Raw genomic sequence first — 22,883 nt, 5'->3', positions numbered from 1 at the left:
TCGCCGAGCCGTCACTCCGTGCGGCTCACGGCCTCGGGCGGTGCGTAGAAGCCGACGACGGACGGGTGTAGCCGCGGTCCGGTGACAGACCCCGTCAGCGGCAGCCGATCTTCCAGGCTGCTGGACGGCCCGTGGCGGTCCGAACGGTGCCCTCGGCGAGATCGGACGCCCCGGACGGCGGCGAAGACCCGGCATCCGAGGTAGATGGCGAAGGACAGGGTGGTGATGTAGGGGCTGATCGGAAGCGTGCCGCCGAGGGCGAGCAGGATCCCGCCGACGGTGGACACGGTGGCGAACAGCACCGACAGCGCCGTGGCCAAGCCGCGGCGCGCGGTCACCATCGTCGCGGCCACGCCCGGCGTGCAGACCACTGACAGCACGAGCAGGGCGCCGACGACCTGGATCGCGGCGGCTACCGTCGCACCAAGAAGCAGCATGAACGTCGGCCCGAGCAGGCGGAGGGGAACTCCCCGGGCGGTGGCGACCTCCGGGTCGAGGCTGGCGAAGGTCAACGGTCGCCACAGCACCGCCAGGGCGGCGAGCACGACCGCGGCGATGGCGGAGAGCACGGCGAGCCGGGAGGCGTCCACCGCCACGATCTGGCCGGTGAGAAGGCCGAACTTGTTCGCTGCCCGGCCCTTGTACAGGGCGAGGAACAGGACGCCGAGGCCCAGGCCGAAGGGCATGAGCACGCCGATCACCGAGTTGCGGTCCCGGGCCCGTTCGCCCAGCAACCCGATCAGCAGCGCGGCGAGTAGCGCACCGATGAGCGAGCCGGTGACGACGTTGGCGCCCAGCAGGAGGAAGCCCGCCGCGCCGGCGAAGGACAGCTCGCTCACGCCGTGCACCGCGAAGGCCAGGTCCCGGTAGGTCACGAAGACGCTGATGACACCGCACACGACACCGAGGACAGCGCCGGCGATGATCGAGTTGTGGAGCAGGGAGAGCAGCTCGCCGTAGTCGTCGAAGACGAACATGCGCTCCCACAGGCTCATCGGACCGCCTCCAGGTCGCACGGGCTGTCCGGAACGCCGCTGATGAAGATCCGTCCCCCCGACCTGTCCACCGTGACGTCGGTGTCGTGCAGCGCGGACAGGCTCTCCGACGCCAAAACGTCGGCGGCCGGCCCCAACCCGAACCCGCCACCGGCGAGGTAGAGGACACGGTCGACGTACGGGAGGATCGGGTTGATGTCGTGCGTGACGAAGACGATGGTGGTGCCGTGGGTGCGCCGCCGCCGGTCGATCAGGGCCGACAGGGCGGCGCGGCGCGGCGCGTCCAGCGAGGCCAGCGGCTCGTCGCACAGCAGCAGCACCGGATCAGTCGCCAACGCCTGGGCCACCCTGATCCGCTGCAGCTCGCCGCCGGAGAGCCCGGCCACGGCCCGGTCGGCCAGGGCGGTGGCCTCGACCGCGGCGAGCGCCTCGTCGACCCGGTGCCGGCGGGCGCGGGAGGGCCAGCCCGGCCCCCACCGTCTCCCGTCCAGACCGAAACGCACCAGCTCACGCACCAGCACCGGGGCCAGTGGCGCGGTGGCCCGCTGCTGGGGCACGTAGCCGATCCGGCCGCTGCCCCGCCGCGGCGGCTCGCCGTCCACCGTGATCACCCCGGTGCGTAGCGGGTGGAGCCCGAGGGCGGCCCGCAGCAGCGTGGTCTTGCCGGCCCCGTTCGGCCCCAGCACCGCCAGGAACTCGCCCGCGGCCAGATCCAGGTCGAGCCCCGACCACAGGGTGCGGGCGTCGTACCCGACCGAGCCGCCTCGGATCCGCAGCACCGGGTCGGGTGATCTCATGCCTTCAACGCTCCGGCCACCGCGTTCAGGTTCTCGGTCATCCAGGTCACATAGTCCTTGCCGGTGGGCAGGGTCTCGGTCACCGGCACCACTGGTACGTTCGCGGCCTTTGCGGCGTCCAGTACCTTCTCGGTCTCCACCCCGGTCGTCTGCTCGTTGTAGGCGAGCAGCTTGACCTTCCCGTCGCTGAACAGGGCGAGGGTATCCGCGAGGGCAGCGGGCGGGACGCCCTCGCCTTCCTCGATCGCCTCGCTGAACTCCTCGGGTGTCTCGTTCGTCAGCCCGCACGCTTCCAGCAGGTAGAGCGGGACCGGCTCGGTGACCGCGACCCCTGCGCCGGCCGCGGTCTCCTTGATCGAGGCTTCGGTGCCCTCCAGCGTTGTCAGCTTCTCGGTGAAGGCCTTCTCGTTGGCCTCGAACTCCGACGCGTGCGCGGGGTCGGCACTCGCCAGGGCGTCGGAGACCCGGGCCGCGACGGCGGCCACGGTGGGGAAGTCGTACCAGACGTGTTCGTTGAGCTCCTCGCCCGCCGCAGACTCCTTGCCGGAGATGTCGACGGCGTTGAGGACGGTGGCCTTGGTGTCCGCCGCGGTCAGCATCGTGTCGACGAAGTCGTCGTAGCCGCCGCCGTTCGCGATCACGATCCGTGCCTGTATCAGCTCGCGCTGGACGCGGACGTCCGCTTCGTAGGAGTGCGGGTCCGCGCTGGGGTCATTGATGATCGAGGTGATCTTCGCGTGATCGCCGGCTATCTGCCGGGCAACGTCACCCCAGACGTTCGTCGACGCCACCACGGACACCGAGCTACCACTCGCCGACTCCCGGCCTGCGTCCCCGTCGTCTGACGAACCGCAGGCCGCCACCCCCGACGTGACTCCCACCATGGCGATCAGAGCGACGACTGTCCGCGCGCGCATCGACTCACTCCCGGCAACATGAAATCGGAAACCATTTTCGTCAAGGGACGATACTCCGGTGCCGGGCGGACCGAAAGGGCGGTGAGCTCGGGGTTGTGCGGGCCAGCTGCCTCAGTTCAATATTTCCTGAGTTCAGGATTTTCTGTACTGTCGGGTCGTGGTGACAATCGCTTAGGACATCGAGGTTCTGGCACGCGTCGGCCGGGCGCTGGCCGATCCGATCAGAGCCCGGCTGCTACTGGCCCTCCGAGACAGCCCTGCGCATCCGGCTGACCTGGCGGAGTCGATGGGGATCTCCCGCAGCCGGCTGTCGAACCATCTGGCGTGTCTGCGGGGCTGTGGTCTGGTGGTCGCGGTTCCGGTCGGTCGGCGGACCCGCTATGAGCTTGCGGATGCCCGTCTCGGTCGTGCGCTCGACGAGTTGCGGGCTGCGGTCACAGTCTTGGCGCAGGATCCCGGTTGTCCGGACGTGGCGGAGAAGGGCTGCTGCTGAGATGGCCGTCTCGCTGTCGTTGGGGCCGTCGCCGGGCCGCCGTGACCTGCTCGCGCGCCGGATCCGGCTCCTGGTCGGGGTCACGATCGGCTACAACGTGGTTGAGGCTGCTGCTGCGCTGACGCTTGGCGCGGCAGCGTCGTCCACCGCGCTGGTTGGTTTCGGTCTGGACTCGGTCATCGAGATCTCGTCCGCCGCCGCGGTCGCCTGGCAGTTCTCCGCCGCCGATCACGCCGTGCGGGAGGCTCGGGAACGTCGTACTCTGCGGATCATCGCGGCGTCGTTCGTCGCGCTCGCCGTCTATGTCACGGTCGACGCCGTGCGGGCCTTGACCGGCGGGGACGACGCGGACCGCTCGGTGCCCGGGATCGTCCTTGCCGCGATGTCGCTGGCGGTGATGCCGGTCCTGTCCACCGCCCAGCGCCGCGCAGGCCGCGAACTCGGTTCCGCGTCCGCGGTGGCGGACTCCAAGCAGACCCTGCTGTGTACCTATCTGTCCGCGGTCCTGCTCGCGGGTCTGCTCCTCAACGCCACCCTCGGCTGGTCCTGGGCGGACCCCGTTGCCGCTTTGGCGATCGCGGTGATCGCGGTGAAGGAAGGCCGTGATGCCTGGCGCGGCGATGTCTGCTGCCCGACTCCTGCCCTGTCCTCCTCGCCTGCGGTCGACGGGCAGCCGGCCGGATGTGAATTTGCCACCGGATGCGCGTGCTGCACCTGATGTTCCTGGGCCGCCAGGCCGGTCAGTGGGCGTCGGAGGTGTGGGCGCTCCAGCGCAGCTAGGCGCCTGTCGTCGGCGGTCAGCAGCTGGTGGTGACGCGCAGATGCTCTGCCTGTGGGAGGGCCCCTGTGGCGCGTCCCGGCGCAGGGGGAGCTCGCCGCTCGGGTGGGGCTGGCCCGTACATGGAACAGCGAGGTCTCCCGCGCTGGGCTGCGGTCGATCTGGAGCGTGCCCGACATCTTCGCTGCCTCTGCCGGCGGCGTGACGGTTGGCCCGCGTTCTCGTCGGAAAGGGCGCCGACGGGGTTGGACAGGCGGATCGTGCGTGCTGATGTGGTGTGCTCATGCCGGTGTTCCGGTTGGCTGGGGCGCGGGGGGCGCGAGCGCGGCGAGATGGTCGCGGCGACGCAGGCGGGTGGGTGTTCCGGCGAGCAGGGAGAGGGCGAGTCCGCTGCCTCCGAGGGTGAGGGCGGGGCCGAGTCCGGTGTGCTCGGCGGCCAGTCCGCCGAGTAGGGCGCCGGCGGGTTGGCCGCCCCAGGCGATGATCCGTGCGGTGGTGTTGACGCGGGCCTGGAGTTCGAGGGGTGCGAGGGTCTGGCGGACGACGATGCCGTTGAGGCTGACGAGGGTATTGGTGGCCTGCCAGCCGAGCAGTGTGACCGCGCCGAGGGCGAGAGTGCGGCTGGCTGACCAGCCGGCGAGGAAGAGCAGGCCGGTGGCAAGCCCGCCGAGGGTGATCCATCCGACGGGTAGATGTCGCTGCAGGGGCGCGAGCAGGAGGCTGGCGAGCAGGCTGCCGGCGCCGGCGGCGGCGTAGAGTAGGCCGATTCTTCCGTCGTCGCTGGGCAGGTCGAGCTGGCGGACCGCGACGACGACGACTAGGCCGGTGATGAAGCCGGCGGTGAGGCTGTTGCCGATGCCGAGGAGGGTGAGGGTGCGGACCAGCCGGTGGTTCCACACCCAGCGCAGCCCTTCGCCGATCTCCGCTCGCAGCGACCGCCCCGCCGGTGGCGCGCAAGGCGCGGGTGCCAGTGGCAGGCGGGCCATGAGTACGGCGGACATGGCGAAGCTTGCGGCGTCCACGGCGATCGCGGTGCTCGCACCGAGGGTGGCGGCGAGCAGGCCGCCGGCTGCGGGGCCGGCCAGGCCGATGATGGTGCTGACGGCGCTGAGGTGTCCGGTGGCCTGGCCCATCCGGCCGGGGGGCACGAGGGCTGCCAGGGCGCGGAACCCTGCGGCGTCGGAGAAGGTCAGCGCGGTCGCGCTCCCTGCGGCGGCGACCAGCAGGTGGGCGGTGGTCAGCAGGCCGGCGGCGTCGGCGAGCGGGATGCTGGCCAGCAGCGCGCAGCTGGCCAGTGCGGACCGGCCGAGGACGCGGCGTGGGTCGAGGCGGTCGGCCCAGGCTCCGGCGGGAAGGCCGAGCAGGAGATAGGGGATCGCTTCGAGGGCGGTGAGCAGTCCGGTGAGGGCGGGGCTGCCGCTGCGTTGGTAGATCAGCAGGGGTAGGGCGACGAGGCTGATCGCGGAGCCGGTCCAGGAGATCGAGCGCGCGGTCAGGAACAGCCGGTAGCCACCTCCTGCCTGATCGGTGGGGGTGTCCTCCGGTGGGGCCGCGTCGGCGGTGGGTGTGGTGCTCATGGGTGCAGGGCGGCGGCGAGGGTTTCGACGCCCTCGACGCCGGCGAGGTTGGTCGAGTTCCACTGGGGAAGGAAGACGACCTTGCCGGTGCGGACCGCGGTCACCGTGGGCAGGGTCTCGGCGAGCACCGTTCGTGCCGTCGCTTCGGTCTCGCCGCCGCTGAGTAGGTAGACGAGGGCGTCCGGGTCCTTCTGGAGGAGGCTCTCCTTCGACAGCTCGCCGTAGTACTGCCCGGCGGGCAGGGTCCCGGCGTAGATGTTGGTGGCGCCGGCGCGGGTGGCGATGTCGCTGTAGACGCCTTCGTAGGTGTAGATCGCCCCACCAAAGCTGCTGATCATCGCGACGGGCACCGGTTGGGTGGCGTTTACCTTCGCGGCCACCGCGCTGAGGCGGGTGTCGACCTGGCCGACCAGTTCCTGTGCCTTTGTTTCGACGCCGAAGATTCGGCCGAGGGCGGCCAGGTCGGTCCTGACGTCGGTGACCCGGGCGCGGGTGGCGTCGTCGGTGCAGAACCCGCTGAGGATCATCACCTGGGTGCCCTGGGCGGCGAGCTCGTCGATGGTGGGTAGCTGCTGGCCGTCGAACAGGTAGGAGCCATCGGCCCAGATCAGGTCGGGCCGGTCGGCGAGAAGCTGCTCGCGGCTCGGGGCGGCGTCGCTGAGGACGGGGATGTCGGCGACGGCCGCGGTGTAGGCGGGGGCGGCGGTGCCGTTGCTGGTGTTGTACTGGCCGACGACCCGGTCGGCGAGGCCGAGGGCGGCGAGCAGGTCGGTGTTGGTGGGCCAGCCCGAGACGACCCGGCCAGGTGCCCGGTCGAAGTGCAGGGTGCGTCCACAGTTGGTGACGGTGACCGGGAAGCCTTCCTGCCGGCCGTCGGCGGCGGCTACTGCCGGGCCGGGCGAGTCGCCGCAGGCGGCGAGCAGGGCGCCGGATAGCAGGAACGCCAGGGCGAGTGCAGGCACGGTGCGGCGCAGCCGGTGCGGGCGAGAGGCGCGGTCGTTCACGGGGTTCCTTCGAGGAGTAGGGGCGAGGGCGGCGGTGCGCCGACGGGGGTGGGCGACGGGCAGTCGGATGGCTCGCCCGGCCGGGCCGCCGGCGGCGCGGCGAGGGAGGCGAAGGCGAAGTGGGGCCGGCCGGTGAGGGGATGGACGGTCCGGTGGGCGGCGACCTTGAACACCTGGCGGAGCAGGTCGGGGGTGAGGACATCGGCGGGCGGGCCGGCCGCGAGGAGCTGTCCGTCGGCGAGGACGTGGACGAGGTCGCAGTAGGCGGCGGCGAGGTCGAGGTCGTGCAACGCGGCCAGGACGGTGATGCCGAGGGAACGGATCAGCTCGAGCAGGTCGAGCCGCGCGCCGATGTCGAGGTGGTTCGTGGGCTCGTCGAGGACGAGTACCCGCGGCTGCTGGGCGAGCGCGCGGGCGAGCAGGACGCGCTGTTTCTCCCCACCGGACAGGTCCGCGAAGGGCCGCTGGGCCAGCGCGGTCATGCCGACGGTGCGCAGCGCGTCGGTGACGACCGCCCGGTCGTCGTGGGAGACCGGGCTGAAGCTGCTCTGGTGCGGGAGGCGACCGGTGGCGACGACGTCGCGTACCCGCAGGTGGACCTCTCCGGCGTGCTCCTGGGTGAGCGCGGCGATCTGGCGTGCGGTGGCGCGCGGGCCGAGGTCGCGGTGCACGTCGACGCCGTCGAGGAGCACGGCCCCGGCCCGGGGCCGCAGGGCGTGGTAGACGGCGCGCAGGACGGTGGATTTGCCGCTGCCGTTCGGTCCGAGCAGGCCGACGAACGTGCCTGGCGGGCAGTCCACGGTCAGGTTCCGCACGATCGGTGTGCTGTCCAGGTGGATCTCTACGGCGTTGAGGCGCAGGCCGGTCATGGCGTGCCCGTCGGGGTGCCGCGGCGCAGCAGGACCAGGAAGAACGGGACCCCGACGACGGCGGTCACGATGGTGAGGGGCAGTTCGAGCGGTTCGCTGACGGTGCGGGCGGCGAGGTCGGCCAGGACCAGGAAGTTCCCGCCGAGCAGGGCCGACAGGGGCAGCAGCCGCCGGTGGTCGGCGCCGACGAGCAGACGCACACAGTGCGGGGCGACGAGGCCTACGAACTGCACCCCGCCCGCGACGGCGATGACGGTGCCGGTCAGCAGGGCGGCAATGACGAGCAGTTCGGTGCGCAGCCTGCTGACGGCGACGCCCGCGGACGCGGCGAGGTCGTCGCCGAGCAGCAGGGCGTTGAGCGCCCGCCCGCGCAGGACCAGCCAGATGGTGCACGCGGCGACGATGGCGGCGGGCAGGCCGAGTTTCCGCCAGTCCGCCCCTGACACCGTCCCGAGCAGCCAGAACAGCAGGTGCGCCAGCTGGTTGCTGCTGACACGCAGTTGCAGGTAGCTCGTCGCGGCCTGCAACAGGTAGCCGAGCGCCACCCCCGCCAGCAGCAGCCGGCCCGGCTCGATGCGGCCTGCGCGCCGGCCGAGTAGGAGCACCGCGCCGAGGGTGAGCAGACCGCCGGCGAACGCCGCTCCGGACACGCCGAGGTGGGCCAGCCAGCCGACGCCGCCGAGGGTCAGGGCGGCGACGGCGGCCAGCGACGCGCCGGAGGAGACCCCCAGCACGTAGGGGTCGGCGAGAGGGTTGCGGATGACGGCTTGCAAAGTCGCGCCGGCGACCGCGAGGCCCGCGCCGACGATGAACGCCAGCAGGACCCGGGGGACCCGGACCTGCCAGATGATCTGGTCGTCCACCCTGGCCGACGGCTCGCCGCGGCCGAGGCCGAGGCCGAGGCCGCCGACGGTGTGCGCGAGCACGCTCGACCACACCTCACCCAGGGGGAGACGGACCGCGCCGAGGCTGACAGCGAGCGCGAGGACGACAGGTGTCGCGGCGACCAGCGCCACGAGGACGACCAGGAACCGGCCCTGACCGGCGGCCTGCGACCGCGCCGCCAGGCGCGGCAGCGGCGTGCACCGTCGCGGCGGGCGCGGCGGTCGGGCGACCTGCGACGCGGTCGTGGATGCGGTGGACAGGATCTCCCCCAGGAAGAACGGGTGCGGGCCCCGGCCCCGGGTGGGGCCGGCGGGGTCGCCTCGCGTTCGTGGACGCGGCGGTCCCGCACGCGGGCGTCGGTCAGTGCGGCAGCGGTATCGACGGCAGCGACGCGACCCGTGGCGCGGTACGGGCCGTGGGCAGTCGGCGTCCGCCGAGGAACGGCAGTCCGACGGCTGTGTTGCTGTAGAGGCCTGGGACGATGACCCGCGTGACGTGCAGCCCGGTGCGGCGCACATCCGGAGTGGTCACGTCGACAGCCACCGTCCGGTGACCGGCGGCGAGCCGGTCGACCAGATCGGCCGCCGCCGAGTCGGGTGTGCGCACCGGGGCGGAGCCGAGATCCGTCAGGTCGATGGTTCCGACGATCGTGTCCGGGAGGATTCGGCGGAACTGCTCCCGCATGGTCGGGTCGAGGTAGAGCTGAAGATGGCAGCCGTAGTCCACGACGTCGGACAGGTCGTCGCGGTAGGAGCGGCGGTAGGCCCGGTCGGCCCGCCACGGGCGCAGCGGGCTGGTCGGGTTGGCCGCCACCTGGGCGTAGGGCCCGTCGGGGTCGTCGTAGTCGGCCACGAACAGCTGGAGCTGCAACGCCTCGCCGTACGCTTTCACCGCGGCGTCCACCGGGTCGGGGTGCACCCCCATGCCCAACGTGAGGTAGCCGGTGCGGTCGTCGGTGACCAGCGCTCCGACGACAGGCACGCCGAACTCGTCGTCGAAGGCGAGGAAACGGACGTCCAGCACACCCTGCGGTCCCCGGCAGAAGTCCCGCAGCCAGCGTGGCGGCACCGCTTCGCGCAGGCCTCGCCCGCCGAACCAGGACATGGTCATCGCGTCCCGTTCGACGACTTCCAGCAGCGCGCCCCACTCGGCGCTCGCGCGGTCCGGGCCGGCGGCGAGGCCGGCCTGGATGATCGGATTGGTCCGGGGTACCGGATGGGCGGCGGCCGGCGCGTTCCAGGACACCCACACCAGCGACGCCGGCACGAGGACGGCGGTGCCGGTGCGCAGGTCCCGGCCCGCCGCCCACTGTTGTTCGAGGTCCCGGCTCATCGGGGCCAGGGGGAACCCCGGTGTCGCGTACTGCGCGGGTGAGTACAGCGCGAGCTCGTCCGGATCGAGCGCGTCAACACCGGCGTCGGCGAGCTTCCGATGGCTGGCAGTGATCATTCCTGCCGGGACGAGGTTGCCGCAGTACCGTTCCGCGGCCTCGCCCAACGCCGCGGCGAGGGTGCGCCGCGCATCCGCGAAGGCGTAGCCGGCACCGGTGGCGTCCGCCGGCCACGGCCCGAACCATGTCGTGTCGCACAGCCATGCGTGGGTCAGGCTGAACGACGGTGGGAACCAGGCCGGGATCCGCCGGGGCACCAGCCGGCGGACGACACCCGTCCGCTCGTCGTACAGCAGCGGGTATGGCAGGTCCCTGGCGACCGGCTCAGTCACCAGCCCGGCTGTCGTGAGATTCATGAGAAGTCGGCCTCGTTCGTCATGGAGAAGTGCCGCCTGCCGCGAGGGCGTAGATCCCGGGCGGTCAGGCGAGGGGCAGGGGGCGGTGGACGAGGTCGTCCTCGGTCAGCGGACGGCTGCTCCAACCCAGGACGGTCGGCACGTCGTAGAGCCGCTGGCCGCCGCGCAGGGGGTAGGCCGGTGGCCCGTTGCCGACCAGGCCGGGCACCACGACCCGGACCACATGCAGCCCTGTGCGGGCGACGTCGGGGGTGGTGAGGTCGACCGACACCGCCCGCAGCCCGCGCCGGCGCAGGCGCTCCAGGTAGGCGGCGCGAGTGGCGTCAGGGGAAGTTGTCTCGGTTCGGGGCAGGTCGTCGAGAGGGACGGTCTCGTTGGGGCGCAGCCGGCCCAGGGCGCTGCGTTGGATGTCGGGATCGAGGTAGAGCTGGGCGACGGCCGGCAGGTCGACCAGCTCCCGGTAGTCCTCGCTGACTGAGGTGCCGTAGCGGCGGTCGGCGCGGAACGGCAGGAAGACGTGGTCCTCGATGTCGCCGGCGGCAACCGCGCGCCACACGTCGCTGTCGGGGGTGGCCAGCTGACGGGTCAGGGTCAGCAGTTGCAGCGCCTCCACCAGCGCCTTGACCGCGGCGGCTGACGGGTCCGCGCGGCAGGCGCTGCCGAACGCGACCAGGCCCGCCGCCTCGTCGGCGAGGAATGCGGCAAGGACCGGAACGCCGAACTCGGAGGGCACCGCCAACAGCCGCACGGCTAGCGGACGGTCAGGGTCGGGCCGGCCCAGCTGGCCGGTGACCCTGCCGTCGTCGAGGACCGTGCGGGCCTGGGCGCCGGACGCCCACCAGATCGTCGTCGCGTCCCGCTCGAACAGCTCCTCCAACGCCGCCGCCTCGGCCGCGGCCCGGCTCGTCCCCGCGGCGATGCCGGAATACATGAGCGCATGCGTCGGCGGCTCGCAGCGGTGCGGGCCGTGGAAGTAGTCCAGGTAGGCCAGCGACGCCGGGACGAGGACGGGCCCGCCGGAGGCCGGGTCGGTACCGGGTACCCAGGCGACCTCCAGGTCCCGGGTGAACCGGACGAACGGGAAACCGGCTGTCGAGTACTGCCGGTCCGAGTAGAGCGCCAGGAGGTCCGGGTCGACCGCGTCGACGCCCTGCGCAGCCAGCGCGTCCCAGCTCGCGGTCGGCAGGCTGGCGGGCACGGCGTTGCCGCAGTAACGCTCCACCGCCTCACCGATCGCCGCGGCCCGTGCCCGCTGCGGATCGCCGAGAGCCGCGCCGAAGCCGAACCCGTCGGCCCGCCACCAGGTGAACCGGTCGGCGCGCGCCACCCGCGCGCTGCGCCCCAGCCAGCCCGACGGCATGCCGGGCGGGGGAGGCTGGTCGACCACGCCCGTCAACAGCCCCAGCCGGGTGTCCACGAGCAGTTCGCTGTTCATGGACGTGACCCGTCGTCCGTGCCCACGGTCGCGAGCAGCGGGTCGGTTCCCGGAACGGGGGCACGATCGGTGGGCCCAGCCCGTTCCGGCTCTGCCGTGGTGCCGACGCCCATCGTGGAGAGGACGAGGCGGGTTCCTGCGTGAGCGGGTCCGCACAGCACGGTCTGTTCGCACGGCCGTGTCGCGGTGGTGATGTAGCGGTCCTGCCCGGTGCCCAGGTTCCGCGCCAGATTCGGATGATCACTGCCGGTGATCTCCAGGACGAGTCGAGCCCCGGCCGGCAGCTGCTCCACCGCACCCGCCAGCATGACGGTGACGGTCCCGCTGGTGCCGGACGGACCGGTCCAGGTGGCGCTACCGAACGCGATCTCGAACAGGGCGCCGTCTACCTGCCAGACGAGCACCCGCACGATCCAGTCGGCCGCCGGTCCGTTCGTGGCGGCTGTCAGCTCGACCCGGCCGGAGCCGAGGACCGTGACGGGGCCGGGAAGCGGGTCGGAGACGAATCGGACGGCGTCCGGGCGGTCGAGCAGTCCCCGGCGATTCGCGCCGGGGACCGTGGAGGGAAACGGGTCCGCCGGGTCGTGGCGGAAACGCAGCATGCCCGCTGGTCCGGAGTCCTCGACGGACAGTGTGCTATCGGCCCTGGCGTACCAGACGGTGTCGGTCGCCGCGGTCGGCGGCCAGTCAGCGCACGCGATCCACTGGTCGGCACCGCGGACGAAGACCTCCGCTCCCGACAGCGCCTCGGGCGGCACGGCCGAGGCCGGTGGCGTCGGCACCTGCGGTGCGGACGTCGTGGGCGACGCCGCGGGCAGGGCTGAGGCGTTGAGCGCGGGCCGCAGCACGGCGCGCAGCCAGTCGACGCAGTGCGCCCCGAAGTCGTAGCGCGACGCCGGACCGTGGTCGCGGTCGCCGACCCTGCTGGTCGGGGCGAACGCGAGGTCGTGCCCCCACGCGCCGACCAGCAGGCGCCGCGGCAGCCGGGGGGTCACCGCGGCGCCGACGAGCTCCCACTGCGTGAGGGTCTCGGTGACCAGCAGGTCGTACCAGCCGCCGACATGGAAGACCGCCGCCCGCACCCCGGCCAGCTCGTCGTCGGTCAGCACCTCCGGACCGGGTTCGTGCCCGGTGCGCAGAAGGTCGCCCCAGTGCGGCAGGGACGCACCCATCCGCGCGGGCAGTTCGCAGACGGGCAGGTGGTCGAGCACGTCGGGTCGGCGGGCGTGCACCAGCCGGACCAGCCCATCCCGGCTGGTCCGTCCATCCGCTCGTTCCAGCCACCAGTAGGCGTGCTCGGCGAGCCGCAGGATGCCGCTTGGCTCGAACTTGGTCCGGTGCAGGCCCATCGACGGGCCGAGGCTCACCACCGCCCGCACAGCCTCAGGTCGCTCCACGGCCAACGCCCAGGCTGTGAACCCGGAATACGAGCCCCCGTAGGCCACCAGCCGCCCGTCACACCACTGCTCGCCAAGAACCCAGTCGGCCAGCGCGGCACCGTCGGCGCGCTCGTCGCGGTATGGCCGCCACTGCCCGTCCGAGTCGTAGCGGCCACGCACGTCCTGCACGACGTAGCCGAACCCCCGCGCCGCCCAGCCCTGCCCCTCGGCCAGATGGGCGCTGCGCCCGTAGGGAGTACGCGTCACGACCACCGGAACCGGCCAGACCGCCGACGGTGGCAGATGCACGTCGACCGCGAGCAGGGTTCCGTCCGCACCGGCGACCCGCAGGTTCGTCCACATCTCACCCTGATCCGCCGTCACGCCCGCACCAGCCCGGCGGTAGGCGCACCGCTGTGCGACGCGGCTGGTTCCGCCACGACCGGCAACGGCAGGACCGGGTGACGGCGCACCTCACCGTCGGGACCGACCTCGACCTGGACGTCGACCTGCGGCAGCTGGCCATGTGCCCACCAGCGCTCCACCTCGCCCAACAACAGCCCGGCCGCGACCGCCACGACACCGCGCCCCGGCCATGGCACCGCCGAAGGCTCCGACGCCGGCGCGTCCAGCCAGGACCAGTGCGCCAGCAACTCCTCGGGCGCTGCGGCAGCGGCGAGCCGACGACCCCGCACGTCCTCGTAGCCGGCGCTGCGGCCAGGCACGGTCAGCGGGCCGGTGAACAGCGACAGCCCTTCCACGTGCATACGCGTCCACGCGGTCGCGTGCTGCCGGCACCACCGCCCGACCCGCCGCCAGTGCGTGTCCGGCAACCAGCCCGCGCAGTCCACCAGCACGTCCGCGCCGCGCACAGCGGCCTCGTCGACCGGCCCACACTGAACCCGCCCCGCCCACCCCACGGCGAGGTCCGCGACGAGCCGTGCGACCGGGCCCTCACCTGCCACATGCAGCAACGACGGTCCCGATCGCGTTCCAACCGACGGCCCGGAATCGACCACGACGCCCCGTCCACGAAGCGCCTCGACCAGCTGCCCGAGTACCGCGTCGGACCCCTCGCCGCCGCCGCTGTCGGCGGCTGGCCGCTCCGGCTCCGCCTTCTCCGACGGGGTGCCGGACAGCCGCTCCCGCAGCTGGGCAACCACCGCCGACGGGCCCGTCACCCGCAGAAACGCATCCCCCGGCCCCAGCACACGCCAGCTGCCGTCCGGAAACTCGTACAGGTGATGCCCCTCAGCCAGCTTCACCGACAACCCCTCCTCACCGCCGCAGCGGCAACCCGCGCGGGAGCCGGGCCGCTTGGGCGCGACCCGGCCCCCGCCGACTCAGCGAGCGACCACGAACGGGCTGTGGACCAGCGCGTTGGTACCCGGACCCTGGGGCGCCGTCACCGGGGCCACCGCCACGACCGGCTCGACCACGAACGGGCTGTGGACCAGCGCGTTGGTACCCGGACCCTGGGGCGCCGTCACCGGGGCCTCCACCGCGACCGGCTCGACTCGGAACTCGCTCACGGCCACCTCCTCACCTGTAATGAAAACGGAAACCATTTCCGTCAAGGGAACGGTAGGTGCTGGGGAGGATGGACGCAACCAGGTCGGAGAACTACTTTCCGTCATGATCCGAGGTTGTGGATGACAGGCGAGCGCCGCTCCCTGGCCTCGACGCGCTGGTCGTCGGCGACGACACGGCCGCCGGCCGGGGTCGGCGTCCACCGGCTGCGCGGCGAGCTGCTCGTCGTCACCTCCCTGCTCACCGGCGTCGCGGTCGCGGTGGCATCATTCTTTGGCTCGGCCCGGTTCCACCAGTCAAGGTCGGCGTGCGTGCACACCTCAGCGCCGCGGCCTCGGTCAGCCGTTCGCGGTCCTGCCAACGTGGTGTGCGGTTGAACAATCGCCGATTCGACCGCACACGCTGATGTTCTACGGACCATCCGCCGGTTCCACGGGCGGTGAAGCGGTATCGACGGTGGTTGCGGGCTGGAGCCCGGCGCTTGTGTCGTTGCGTAGCTGGGTGACGAGTGCGCGGGCAGCGGGCGCACCGATGCGGAGTCGTTTGCGGAGCGTTTCGGCGGAGATCGGCCGGCTGTGCGTTGTCCAGTGCAGGGTGTCTTCTGCGCGTGCACGGTGAAGCAGATCTTGTTCGAAAGAGCGTTGCTGGTGCCCGCGGAACTTGCCTTCATCCCGGTTCTGACGATTCGATCTTTCCGGCTCGGCCAACTTCGCCGACTCGACGTATTCGTCCTTCCGTCCGAAACGTTGATCGATCTTGTTGACTGCTGGTTCCTGGTTGGGGCCGGTGGCGTGCATGGCTCGAAGGAGGCTGGGGCCGACTTCACTCCATCCGATAAGGAGGAGGGGGCCGACGGCGTCGAAGGCGGCTTTGCCGTAGTCGCCGACGATGAGAGGTTCCGCGATGTTCAGGGCCAGGGTTACCATGCTGGAAAAGATGAGGAGACGTCGCGCTGACTTCAGCACATCGGCCGGGCCACCGTGTAGGGCGAGGTGCCGGGTCCCTAGGAGGAGCCCAACGACAGAGATGTCGACGGCGGGGGCGACCAGCGGCGCGACCCAGACTGGGACGCCGAGTCGTAGCCCGAGCGAGAGGACATTGCCGAACCCGAAAAGGAATGTTAGGCCGACGACGGCGGCCATCATCGCGGTGACGAGCTTTACGACCGCTGCCGCTGCGGTGGGAGTTGCAGAGGCGATATTCGGCTTGGTCGACCTTGTCATGGTGGGGTTCACCTTTTACCACCCCAGCCGGTGGGTGCCGGAGTGAGCCCCGCGAGTCCGCGGCCACGTGCGGGATGCGGAAGAGCCGCCGAGGCGGCGTGCTGGGTCGCTGCTGAGCCCCGTCCGGCGAGCTGGGGTAAGCGAAGGGGGCTGCCGCAGCGGCCGGGAGCCTCCGCTGGTTGCCTTGTGGAGGTGTAGCAACGGCCACGGCCACCGGCGGACCTCGGCGGTGCTCGGCGCATGCCACCGCGGATTGACCCGGCCCGCGCGGCGGCGAGATAGCGCCGGCGACATCTCGGTCGTGGGGCTGGCGAGGTGTAGCAACGGGTGTAGCAACGTCGGTGAACCGGCACGTACGTCAGCGGCCTTCCACGGCCGAAAACGTACGTCTACGGACACCGAAATGACGGTCAGTTCGGCCTGAAAAGCGGAAGGTCGGCGGTTCGACCCCGCCCCTGCCCACTCACCCCATCTGACCAGCGGAAACGTCGACAGACCGGTTCAACCGTCCGTCGCACAGCGCTGGAACAGAGGAAAACTTTCGATGACGGCTTCCCGGCCCCGGCAGCCCAAATCCTTGATCGCTGGCCCGTTCCAGCCGGTGATCAACTCTTTCCGCCTCCATCTGAGCGCCGAAGGCAAGTCCCCGAAGACCATCCGGACCTACGTCGAGGCCGCGCAGTGGTTCGCCGCCGCGCACCTGCTCGCGCACACCGACCATACCGACTGGTCGGACGTCACCGCGGACGACGTCCGCGCGTGGCTGGTCTACCTTCTTGATCAGTACTCGGACAGCTACGCGAACAACCAGTACCGGGCGCTGCAGCAGTTCTTCAAGTGGTACGCGGACGAGGAAGAGGTCGGCAACCCGATGGGCCGGCTCAAGCCGCCCAAGGTCGCCGAGAAGATCGTTCCCGTCTTCACCGAGGAGGAGCTGAACCTCCTGTCGAAGACCTGCAAGGGCAAGACGTTCGTCGACCGCCGGGACCAGGCGATCATCGAGCTGTTCAAGGCCACCGGGATCCGTCTCTCGGAGATGGCCGGCATCTGCTACGACCCGGAGCATCCCGAACGCGGTGACATCGACCTGGAGCGCCGCGAGCTGCGCGTCACGGGCAAGGGCCGCAAGGAGCGGATGGTCAAGTTCGGCTACAACGCCGCGCGAGCCGTCGACCGGTACCTACGGCTGCGCGGCAAGCACGCCTACGCGCACAGTCCGAAGCTGTGGCTCGGGATCAACAACCGCCAGCCGATGACCGCGAACGGCATCTACCAGATGATCTCCCGGCGCGGCGACGAAGCCGGCGTGGTCGTCCACCCGCACAAGTTCCGGCACCACTTCTCCCACTCGTGGCTCGACAAGGGCGGCAACGAGGGCGACCTCATGGAGCTGAACGGCTGGACCTCCCCGCAGATGCTCCGCCGCTACGGCGCCAGCGCCCGCAACGTCCGGGCCCGCCGAACCTACGACCGGATCATGAACGGCGAGTAGAAGGGCGCCTGCGAGAGGATGGGTGGAAGGATCTTGATCCTTCCACCCATCCTTGTATTCCGAGGCCATCGTGTAGAGGATGGTCATCGCGTATTCCCAGTACGAGCGTCATGTAAACGATCTGCCGGAGTCGGGCGTGGTGTCGCCCGATGAGCAGCGGGCGAGAAGGCATGCAAGATCGGCTGGCGGATTGGCGCCGGCCCCGTCACTAGACCGGTGCGGCGGGCTGCCACCGTCTGACCAGGCCATCTCTGCAGCCAGACCCGTCTTCCTCCCTCCGATGTAGCACGGCCGCTAGCTTCGACACTCGCTGAGGTTGCAGGACGAGCCTCACGTATCCTATCGATCCTGCTACGGTATGCGTGAGCCGAATGAGTGTGCGTACCATTAAGCACTCTTGCGCCAGACTGCACGAATGAATGTAAAATCGGGGGAGAAATGGTTGAAATTTTTCTGGAGGTAGGCGAGGCGAAAATCCTCCAGTTTGCGAGGCGGAAATCAATCTCTGCGATCGCAGAGCTTATCTGGAACGCTCTCGATGCCAACGCGACCAAGGTAAGTGTCGAGTTCGAACGCTCGCCGCTGGGCGCAATTGAAAGCCTTCTGGTTAGAGATGATGGTGAGGGTATAAGTCCACGCACCGCCGAAGAGTCTTTCAAAACCTACGGTGATACTTGGAAGTCAGGCCGGGGGCACACGGCCAATAATCAGAGAATCCTGCACGGTAGTCACGGCGAAGGTCGCCTATTCGCATTTGCTCTCGGCGACAACATAGTTTGGGATTCTGTAGCTGAAGTAGATGGAAATAAGTTTCGCACAAGAATTTCCGTGGATCGCGCGAAACCAACGGTTTGGAGCGTAAGTCCTCCCGCGGAGACTACCGCTGAAACTGGGACCACTGTAAGAATCTCTGTGCCTCAGGGGAAAAAGCTCGGAGCGCTCGAAGCATCCAGCGCAAGAACAAAGCTAACCGCTTTGCTAGCCTTCTATCTACGCGCCTACCCTGACGTCTCCATAGAGTATGACGGCCGACTACTCGACCCAGACGCTCTGATCTCGGACGTGGTGAACGTCTCTCTCGATCTTCCAGAGGAGTACCAGTCCGATCCAGTTGTCCCGGTCGTGTCGATCGTGGAGTGGAAGGAACGTACCCCAAGCCAGAAGATGCTGCTTTGCGATTCTGCGGGTATCGCGCTGGCTGAATACGGTCAGGAGTGGAGCGATCCAATCGTATATTTCACCCCCTACCTTCGTTCGCCACGGTTCAAAAAACTCACGTCCGATGAACTTCACATGCTCCAAATGGATCATTCTGCACTCTTGCATGCCGCGGACAAAGCTATACGTTCGTACGTACGCGAGCGCCAGCAGGAGATCTCTGGACAGATCGTCCGGGAGCTAAGGGAGGAGGGCATCTATCCCTACGACGACGGGGATACAGGTCCGACGCGGCTCGTTGAACGGCAAACATTTGATCTTGTCGTGACAGTAGCCCGAACTGCACTTCCTCCAAAGGGCGCTCCGAGAAAGCTATCTGTGCGGCTCCTCCAGTCTGCACTTGAGAACGAACCGAGTGGCCTGCGAGAAATTCTAGATCAGGTCCTGAACATCACCGATGAGGAGCGCGAGCATCTCTCCAAGCTGCTGGCGCAGACTGAACTATCAAGTGTTATCTCTGCTGCAACGACGGTGACTAATAGGTTGAACTTCATTGGCGGCTTAAGAAAGATTCTCTCCGATAAAGAACTTCGGCTGAAGCTGCGAGAGGTCGACCAGCTACATCCGATGGTGGCACAGAATCTTTGGCTATTCGGAGAGGAGTGGGACCTTGCTCGGACCGAAGTTGGCCTGACGTCCGTCCTTGAGTCTCACCTACACCTCCTTGGCGGGGATACCGCGCTTGAAGGGAAACTGGACAGAGTAGTAAGGGATGATGGTCGAGCGGGTCGTGTTGATATTCTTCTCTACAGGGGGATCGGCGGCGAAAACTACAGCGAGAGACTGGTCGTAGAGCTTAAACGGCCCTCGATTAAGGTTGGCCGCAAGGAACTTGAACAGGTTCGAGACTACGCTTCCGCCATTGTCGATGATCCACAATTTCGCGGCGTTGATGTGAAGTGGAAGTTTATTTTGGTTACCTATGACACGCATCCGGAAATTAAGCGCTCTATACGACAGCATGGGCGCCCCCCGGGGCTGGCGGATAATCAGGAAGAGTATGAGGTTTGGGTGAAGACATGGGGGGAGATTTTCCATACGGCGGAAAAGAAACTCTCATTCTTCCGTGATCAGCTAAGTTATGAAGCAACAGAAGAGCGTGTTACGCAGTATCTGCGTGAGTCTTATTCAAAGTACATTCCAGAGGATATCCGTGACGACCTCCTACGGCGGGCTCCTGGAGAGCGGCTAAGGATAGCTTAGCGGCGTTAGTGCCCGATATTGCGAGGAACCCTTACCATCTTTAGGCGTCTCTGGCGCCGACGAGCGGAAGCGGCACGGGAGCGTCTTACCCCCGCTGGCACTAGACGGGGATTTGGCTGCTGCGCCGCGCATCATAGACGGACTCTGATGCTCTGCCGCCTCTTTCCGTCTGATGACCAGCCAGGCGCTGAGAAGGTGGGGTAGCGACGAGACGACGCCACACACATCTGTCACGGCACTGCTTGGACGATTAGGGTGAGGGCCTCCGGGGCCCCGGCAATGCGTCGATTATTTCCGGCCGCGACGGCAAGTCGTACACCGATCGTCCTATCGAGGGCGAGATTCATGGCCGGTTCCGGAACGAGCGTGGAGACCTGACGGCGTCGCCGAGGCGGACCGCTGCGTCTGCCCGAGGCACCGCAGCGCGTCCGCCAGGCTCTCGTGATCGGACTGGTGAGGGGAAGACTCGCACGCAGATCATCGATGACCCCCGGGCGGCGCTGTGTCTGCTCCGCCGTACCACACGGTCGGGCATAGTTGAAGATGCTTTCACCGGTAGGCGGCTCGCCCTGGAGCGCGTGATGTGCCGCCAACCCATGACCGCGAACAGCAACTACCAAAGGATCTCTCGGCGCAGCGACAAAGCCGCCGTGGTGGTGCCAGTGGCGCGAGTCGAACACGTAGTGGAGGCCGCCTGTTGCCGAAACGGCTGACTTGAGATCGAGTCGCGCTGTATAGGGCCGCACCGCTACAGTAGACGGCCCCACCGCTCCCAGTTTGCCCGCGAGATTCCAGCAGCACAATATGGCGCGTTGCTTCTAGTCTTCGATGGTGGAGCTTAGCACGCGGCTACCTCTCAGTAGACAAACGCTCATCTGTAGAGGAAGCATCAACCTGTAAACTTTTGCGACGAAATCAAAGTAACGCTCCCGGCCGCCGCGATCATTGAGGATCTGGCCTGATATCAAATCATGGCGTGAACTCGCGTGGCCGATCGCATTGCGCACTCGGTTATTAAGCGGGTCAAGTAGGACCCTGAATGGATCTATCTCGCGAATAACGTTCAACTTGTTTGCATTTGAAAGCCTATTGAATGTCGACAGCGAAGATACTTTTTTGATCTTTCCGGAATCGGTGTAATGTATGGTTGAGAAATCTTCTGGATCTCCCCGTTTGGCGGCATTAACGGCCAGGACTATAAGCCACAGTGCTTTGCAAACTGCCTCAAAGGTTTGCTGATAGGCATCTCGGAGTCTCGGGAACTCGTCTTGTTGGAGGATTAGACTATCTAGTGCGGGCTCCATAGAAGGATCGAGCGCCAGGCGTATGGCGCCTGAGCGCCAAGCTGGCGCAGCATCCACTAGAGTCCGCGTCGCACCAAACAGCAAACGATCGATCTCCTCCAATTTTCCCTGCTTTTCGAATAGCTTCAACGTCTTTCCGTATTTGTCTATTTCCATGGCCTTGATGTGAAAGTCGATAGTTGCCTGCAATGCCTCCGTCTCGACGCCCAGGGTCCAGGGGCCCGCGGTGAACGGCAGCAACCAAGATTGCCACAGATGGTGCGCGCTGCCATGCATGGCGGCGACGTGTCGCGGGACCCTGTCTGCCAGCAACTTGAATTCTCGTTGGAGATATCGCCAATAGTCGTCCGGTGATCCGTCAAAGTAGTAGTGCAGCGCCCGCACGACCTTATGGGATTCTTGGAGCGCGCCATCTGCTCTAGCTAGCGCCGCCATCAGGCCCTCTACATTTGGTCCCGTGAGCCGCATTATTGTCATGCTTGGCCCGCTCCACTCCTCCCGTAGACTCTTTGCATCAATACTCAATGGCACCGAGGGATCGACCGTTACGGTTGGAAGATTGCCAGGCGTTGGCTCGCTGAACCCTCCCTCGATAACTACCCGATGACTGTCGTATTCATAACCCTCCATGTGGCCGCGAATTGGGGTCCTACATACGGGACACAGGGCGTAAAAATGGATTCTGTCGGTCGGAAAAACAGATATCCTAGCCAGGATATCTGAATCGCAACCGACGCATTTAACAAAATATCGATTTATCATTTCCCATCCCTTCTGCTCATCATCTGAGGGGATGGCGAGCCGATCAGTGTACCAAGTCGGGCAGAGGATCTGCTATCGCGACAAGGTCCGTCGTCTCGGGGGTCAAGCTTGACCGAAGTATGCAAGCTTGGGCGGAGAATTCGGGCATGGCCATGCGAGGAACCGGAGAAGGCTCGTGGTCAGAGCACTAATCGAGACGCTGGAGCGTACGGATGAGTAGGCGGCCGAAGCTGGTGAGGAGAAGTGCTCCGGAGCCTGCGAGTGCGGCGAGCGCCCCGATAAGAAGATCACGCGGACTGTTGGCGCTGAGTGTCTGGAGCACTGCGAAGCTGGTTCCGAAAGGCAATCCGATTACAGTGATTATTCCGAGTGCTGCGTTGACGCGCTGGCTTTCCTGGTTCTGTACTATGCGGTTTAGATCAGCGATCTCGTTGAGGACAGCGTCGAACTTCTCCGGTAGGTGATGTTGGTTTTGGTAAGCAGTTAGAATGTCGTTGGCTGGTCCATGCGCGCTGGCGTCGCGAAGCCAGTAGATGTTGCGGAAGCGGGCGGTGCGTTCCTCTAAGGCTGAGAGATGGCGGGGTAGGTCCTTCGCATCGAAGGCACGCGATGCCTCGTCCATCATTCTTGTGATAGTCGCGTTCTGGACCGTGCCGATGATTAGTGCGTCGAGGTAGGCGGTGTGAGCGTAAAGATGAGCAAAACCGAAGAAAGGGTCGTCGGTGCCTTGGTCGGGTCGCAGACCGACGAATGCTGCGCCGTCGCGTGTGACGAGGCCGCGCCAATCAGCCGACAGGACGACCGTTCCTGCAAGCAACTTGTCGGCGTGGTCAGGGTCGGGTGGGAAGTCTGCCCGGGCCGTGCGGGAGGCAAGGTGCCACAGCCATTGATCGGTGTTCGACCAGGATGCGATCGAAGCGGCGTCTGGCAGCGGCAGAAAGCCGTTGTCGGTGCTGCTCAGGAAGGCAACGGTGAATGCCTTGCCGCGAGCATCCAAAGCCGCCCACGCTGGGAGCGCGTTGCCGATATCGGGCTGCGGGATCGGGCTGTTCCTCCGTCCGGCGACAGCGCGGAGCAGGTTAAGTAGATCAGGTGCGTCGGTCGTCAGGTGGAAGATAGCTAAGGATTGGTCGATCCTACGGCTTGGGTTCGGGGCGAGGATCTCAACGCCGAATATGACGGCGTTAGACACGGTAATGGATGTGTGGCGGTGCCATCGGGCGGGACGTTCAGGTGTGCCGTAGAGAATGCGGGAACATGCGGCGCTGAAGTAGGT

General features: G+C 67.8%; 20 protein-coding genes and 1 tRNA gene. 6 read left to right on the top strand and 15 right to left on the bottom strand.

All coding sequences use genetic code 11. The features are described 5' to 3' along the window. Positions 1–11 precede the first annotated feature (11 nt). Genes E0504_RS31885 through E0504_RS31875 form a run of 3 tightly spaced genes read right to left on the bottom strand, consistent with a single transcriptional unit; the run spans position 12 to position 2,709 of the window. Positions 12–995 (bottom strand): metal ABC transporter permease, encoded by a 984-nt coding sequence (locus E0504_RS31885; protein ID WP_131626382.1) that lies wholly within the window; start codon positions 993–995, stop codon positions 12–14. Next, a complete protein-coding gene (locus E0504_RS31880) occupies positions 992–1,792 on the bottom strand; it encodes a metal ABC transporter ATP-binding protein (RefSeq protein WP_131626381.1) in 801 nt (266 codons plus the stop codon). The genes E0504_RS31885 and E0504_RS31880 overlap by 4 nt, the downstream gene beginning before the upstream one ends. Further along, positions 1,789–2,709, bottom strand: a complete 921-nt coding sequence (locus E0504_RS31875; protein WP_131626380.1) for a metal ABC transporter solute-binding protein, Zn/Mn family — start codon at positions 2,707–2,709, stop codon at positions 1,789–1,791. Before E0504_RS31875 ends, E0504_RS31880 begins: the two co-directional genes overlap by 4 nt. Before the next feature lie 178 nt (positions 2,710–2,887). Between E0504_RS31875 and E0504_RS31870 the strand changes: the two genes are divergently transcribed. Together E0504_RS31870 and E0504_RS31865 are read left to right on the top strand one after the other, a co-directional pair. Next, complete coding sequence (locus E0504_RS31870) at positions 2,888–3,202, top strand: helix-turn-helix transcriptional regulator (protein WP_131626480.1); 315 nt, start codon at positions 2,888–2,890, stop codon at positions 3,200–3,202. A 1-nt stretch (position 3,203) separates the two neighbouring features. Continuing rightward, positions 3,204–3,920, top strand: coding sequence for a cation transporter (locus tag E0504_RS31865; protein WP_131626379.1), 717 nt, complete (start codon positions 3,204–3,206; stop codon positions 3,918–3,920). Positions 3,921–4,261: 341 nt separating this feature from the next. On the opposite strand, the gene E0504_RS31860 is transcribed toward E0504_RS31865, so the two are convergent. From E0504_RS31860 to E0504_RS31820, 9 genes are all read right to left on the bottom strand, one after another. Next, entirely contained in the window at positions 4,262–5,557 is a 1,296-nt protein-coding gene (locus tag E0504_RS31860) for an MFS transporter (protein WP_131626378.1), read from the bottom strand. Then, positions 5,554–6,561 (bottom strand): ABC transporter substrate-binding protein, encoded by a 1,008-nt coding sequence (locus E0504_RS31855; RefSeq protein WP_243657697.1) that lies wholly within the window; start codon positions 6,559–6,561, stop codon positions 5,554–5,556. The genes E0504_RS31860 and E0504_RS31855 overlap by 4 nt, the downstream gene beginning before the upstream one ends. Beyond that, positions 6,558–7,430 (bottom strand): ABC transporter ATP-binding protein, encoded by an 873-nt coding sequence (locus tag E0504_RS31850; protein WP_131626377.1) that lies wholly within the window; start codon positions 7,428–7,430, stop codon positions 6,558–6,560. The genes E0504_RS31855 and E0504_RS31850 overlap by 4 nt, the downstream gene beginning before the upstream one ends. Further along, positions 7,427–8,446: an iron ABC transporter permease gene (locus E0504_RS31845; protein WP_131626376.1), complete on the bottom strand. Its 1,020-nt coding sequence runs from the start codon at positions 8,444–8,446 to the stop codon at positions 7,427–7,429. The genes E0504_RS31850 and E0504_RS31845 overlap by 4 nt, the downstream gene beginning before the upstream one ends. Positions 8,447–8,675: 229 nt before the next feature. Beyond that, positions 8,676–10,061 carry a YcaO-like family protein gene (locus E0504_RS31840; protein ID WP_131626375.1) on the bottom strand — a complete coding sequence of 462 codons (1,386 nt, stop codon included), beginning with the start codon at positions 10,059–10,061 and terminating at the stop codon, positions 8,676–8,678. 64 nt (positions 10,062–10,125) lie between these two features. Next, positions 10,126–11,496, bottom strand: coding sequence for a YcaO-like family protein (locus E0504_RS31835; protein WP_131626374.1), 1,371 nt, complete (start codon positions 11,494–11,496; stop codon positions 10,126–10,128). Further along, complete coding sequence (locus E0504_RS31830; RefSeq protein ID WP_131626373.1) at positions 11,493–13,259, bottom strand: CocE/NonD family hydrolase; 1,767 nt, start codon at positions 13,257–13,259, stop codon at positions 11,493–11,495. Before E0504_RS31830 ends, E0504_RS31835 begins: the two co-directional genes overlap by 4 nt. Further along, positions 13,256–14,140: a hypothetical protein gene (locus E0504_RS50620; RefSeq protein ID WP_165938660.1), complete on the bottom strand. Its 885-nt coding sequence runs from the start codon at positions 14,138–14,140 to the stop codon at positions 13,256–13,258. The genes E0504_RS31830 and E0504_RS50620 overlap by 4 nt, the downstream gene beginning before the upstream one ends. Before the next feature lie 78 nt (positions 14,141–14,218). Then, the gene (locus tag E0504_RS31820) at positions 14,219–14,407 is read right to left on the bottom strand and encodes a streptamidine-related RiPP repeat protein (RefSeq protein WP_131626371.1); all 189 of its coding nucleotides are present in this window, start codon (positions 14,405–14,407) and stop codon (positions 14,219–14,221) included. A 120-nt stretch (positions 14,408–14,527) separates the two neighbouring features. Here E0504_RS31820 and E0504_RS31815 point away from each other — a divergent pair, with 120 nt between their 5' ends. Further along, positions 14,528–14,782 carry a hypothetical protein gene (locus E0504_RS31815; RefSeq protein WP_131626370.1) on the top strand — a complete coding sequence of 85 codons (255 nt, stop codon included), beginning with the start codon at positions 14,528–14,530 and terminating at the stop codon, positions 14,780–14,782. A gap of 33 nt (positions 14,783–14,815) precedes the next feature. On the opposite strand, the gene E0504_RS31810 is transcribed toward E0504_RS31815, so the two are convergent. Continuing rightward, complete coding sequence (locus E0504_RS31810; protein ID WP_243657719.1) at positions 14,816–15,550, bottom strand: hypothetical protein; 735 nt, start codon at positions 15,548–15,550, stop codon at positions 14,816–14,818. 426 nt (positions 15,551–15,976) lie between these two features. On the opposite strand from E0504_RS31810, the gene E0504_RS50615 reads away from it, so the two are divergent. The 3 genes from E0504_RS50615 (at position 15,977) to E0504_RS31795 (ending at position 19,541) form a co-directional block, all read left to right on the top strand. Further along, a tRNA-Phe gene (locus E0504_RS50615) sits at positions 15,977–16,090 on the top strand. 82 nt (positions 16,091–16,172) lie between these two features. Then, entirely contained in the window at positions 16,173–17,120 is a 948-nt protein-coding gene (locus tag E0504_RS31800) for a tyrosine-type recombinase/integrase (protein WP_131626369.1), read from the top strand. A gap of 438 nt (positions 17,121–17,558) precedes the next feature. Further along, positions 17,559–19,541 (top strand): ATP-binding protein, encoded by a 1,983-nt coding sequence (locus tag E0504_RS31795; RefSeq protein ID WP_131626368.1) that lies wholly within the window; start codon positions 17,559–17,561, stop codon positions 19,539–19,541. Positions 19,542–20,359: 818 nt separating this feature from the next. Here the strand turns inward: E0504_RS31795 and E0504_RS31790 are convergent. Both E0504_RS31790 and E0504_RS31785 read right to left on the bottom strand, forming a co-directional pair. Further along, positions 20,360–21,475: a hypothetical protein gene (locus E0504_RS31790; protein ID WP_165938669.1), complete on the bottom strand. Its 1,116-nt coding sequence runs from the start codon at positions 21,473–21,475 to the stop codon at positions 20,360–20,362. 319 nt (positions 21,476–21,794) lie between these two features. Further along, a complete protein-coding gene (locus tag E0504_RS31785) occupies positions 21,795–22,799 on the bottom strand; it encodes a hypothetical protein (RefSeq protein WP_131626366.1) in 1,005 nt (334 codons plus the stop codon). Between the last annotated feature and the right edge of the window lie 84 nt (positions 22,800–22,883).

It is taken from the genome of Parafrankia sp. BMG5.11, from assembly GCF_004337455.1.
The sequence above is the reverse complement of the archived record's forward strand: the minus strand, read 5'-3'. Positions and strand labels throughout refer to the sequence as shown.

Bases quoted from the DNA above. Each gene is read 5' to 3' on its own strand.
- E0504_RS31885 (WP_131626382.1), bottom strand. From the start codon at position 995: ATGAGCCTGTGGGAGCGCATGTTCGTCTTCGACGACTACGGCGAGCTG.
- E0504_RS31880 (WP_131626381.1), bottom strand. From the start codon at position 1,792: ATGAGATCACCCGACCCGGTGCTGCGGATCCGAGGCGGCTCGGTCGGG.
- E0504_RS31875 (WP_131626380.1), bottom strand. From the start codon at position 2,709: ATGCGCGCGCGGACAGTCGTCGCTCTGATCGCCATGGTGGGAGTCACG.
- E0504_RS31865 (WP_131626379.1), top strand. From the start codon at position 3,204: ATGGCCGTCTCGCTGTCGTTGGGGCCGTCGCCGGGCCGCCGTGACCTG.
- E0504_RS31860 (WP_131626378.1), bottom strand. From the start codon at position 5,557: ATGAGCACCACACCCACCGCCGACGCGGCCCCACCGGAGGACACCCCC.
- E0504_RS31850 (WP_131626377.1), bottom strand. From the start codon at position 7,430: ATGACCGGCCTGCGCCTCAACGCCGTAGAGATCCACCTGGACAGCACA.
- E0504_RS31840 (WP_131626375.1), bottom strand. From the start codon at position 10,061: ATGAATCTCACGACAGCCGGGCTGGTGACTGAGCCGGTCGCCAGGGAC.
- E0504_RS31835 (WP_131626374.1), bottom strand. From the start codon at position 11,496: ATGAACAGCGAACTGCTCGTGGACACCCGGCTGGGGCTGTTGACGGGC.
- E0504_RS31815 (WP_131626370.1), top strand. From the start codon at position 14,528: ATGACAGGCGAGCGCCGCTCCCTGGCCTCGACGCGCTGGTCGTCGGCG.
- E0504_RS31810 (WP_243657719.1), bottom strand. From the start codon at position 15,550: ATGATGGCCGCCGTCGTCGGCCTAACATTCCTTTTCGGGTTCGGCAAT.
- E0504_RS31800 (WP_131626369.1), top strand. From the start codon at position 16,173: ATGACGGCTTCCCGGCCCCGGCAGCCCAAATCCTTGATCGCTGGCCCG.
- E0504_RS31795 (WP_131626368.1), top strand. From the start codon at position 17,559: ATGGTTGAAATTTTTCTGGAGGTAGGCGAGGCGAAAATCCTCCAGTTT.
- E0504_RS31790 (WP_165938669.1), bottom strand. From the start codon at position 21,475: ATGGAGGGTTATGAATACGACAGTCATCGGGTAGTTATCGAGGGAGGG.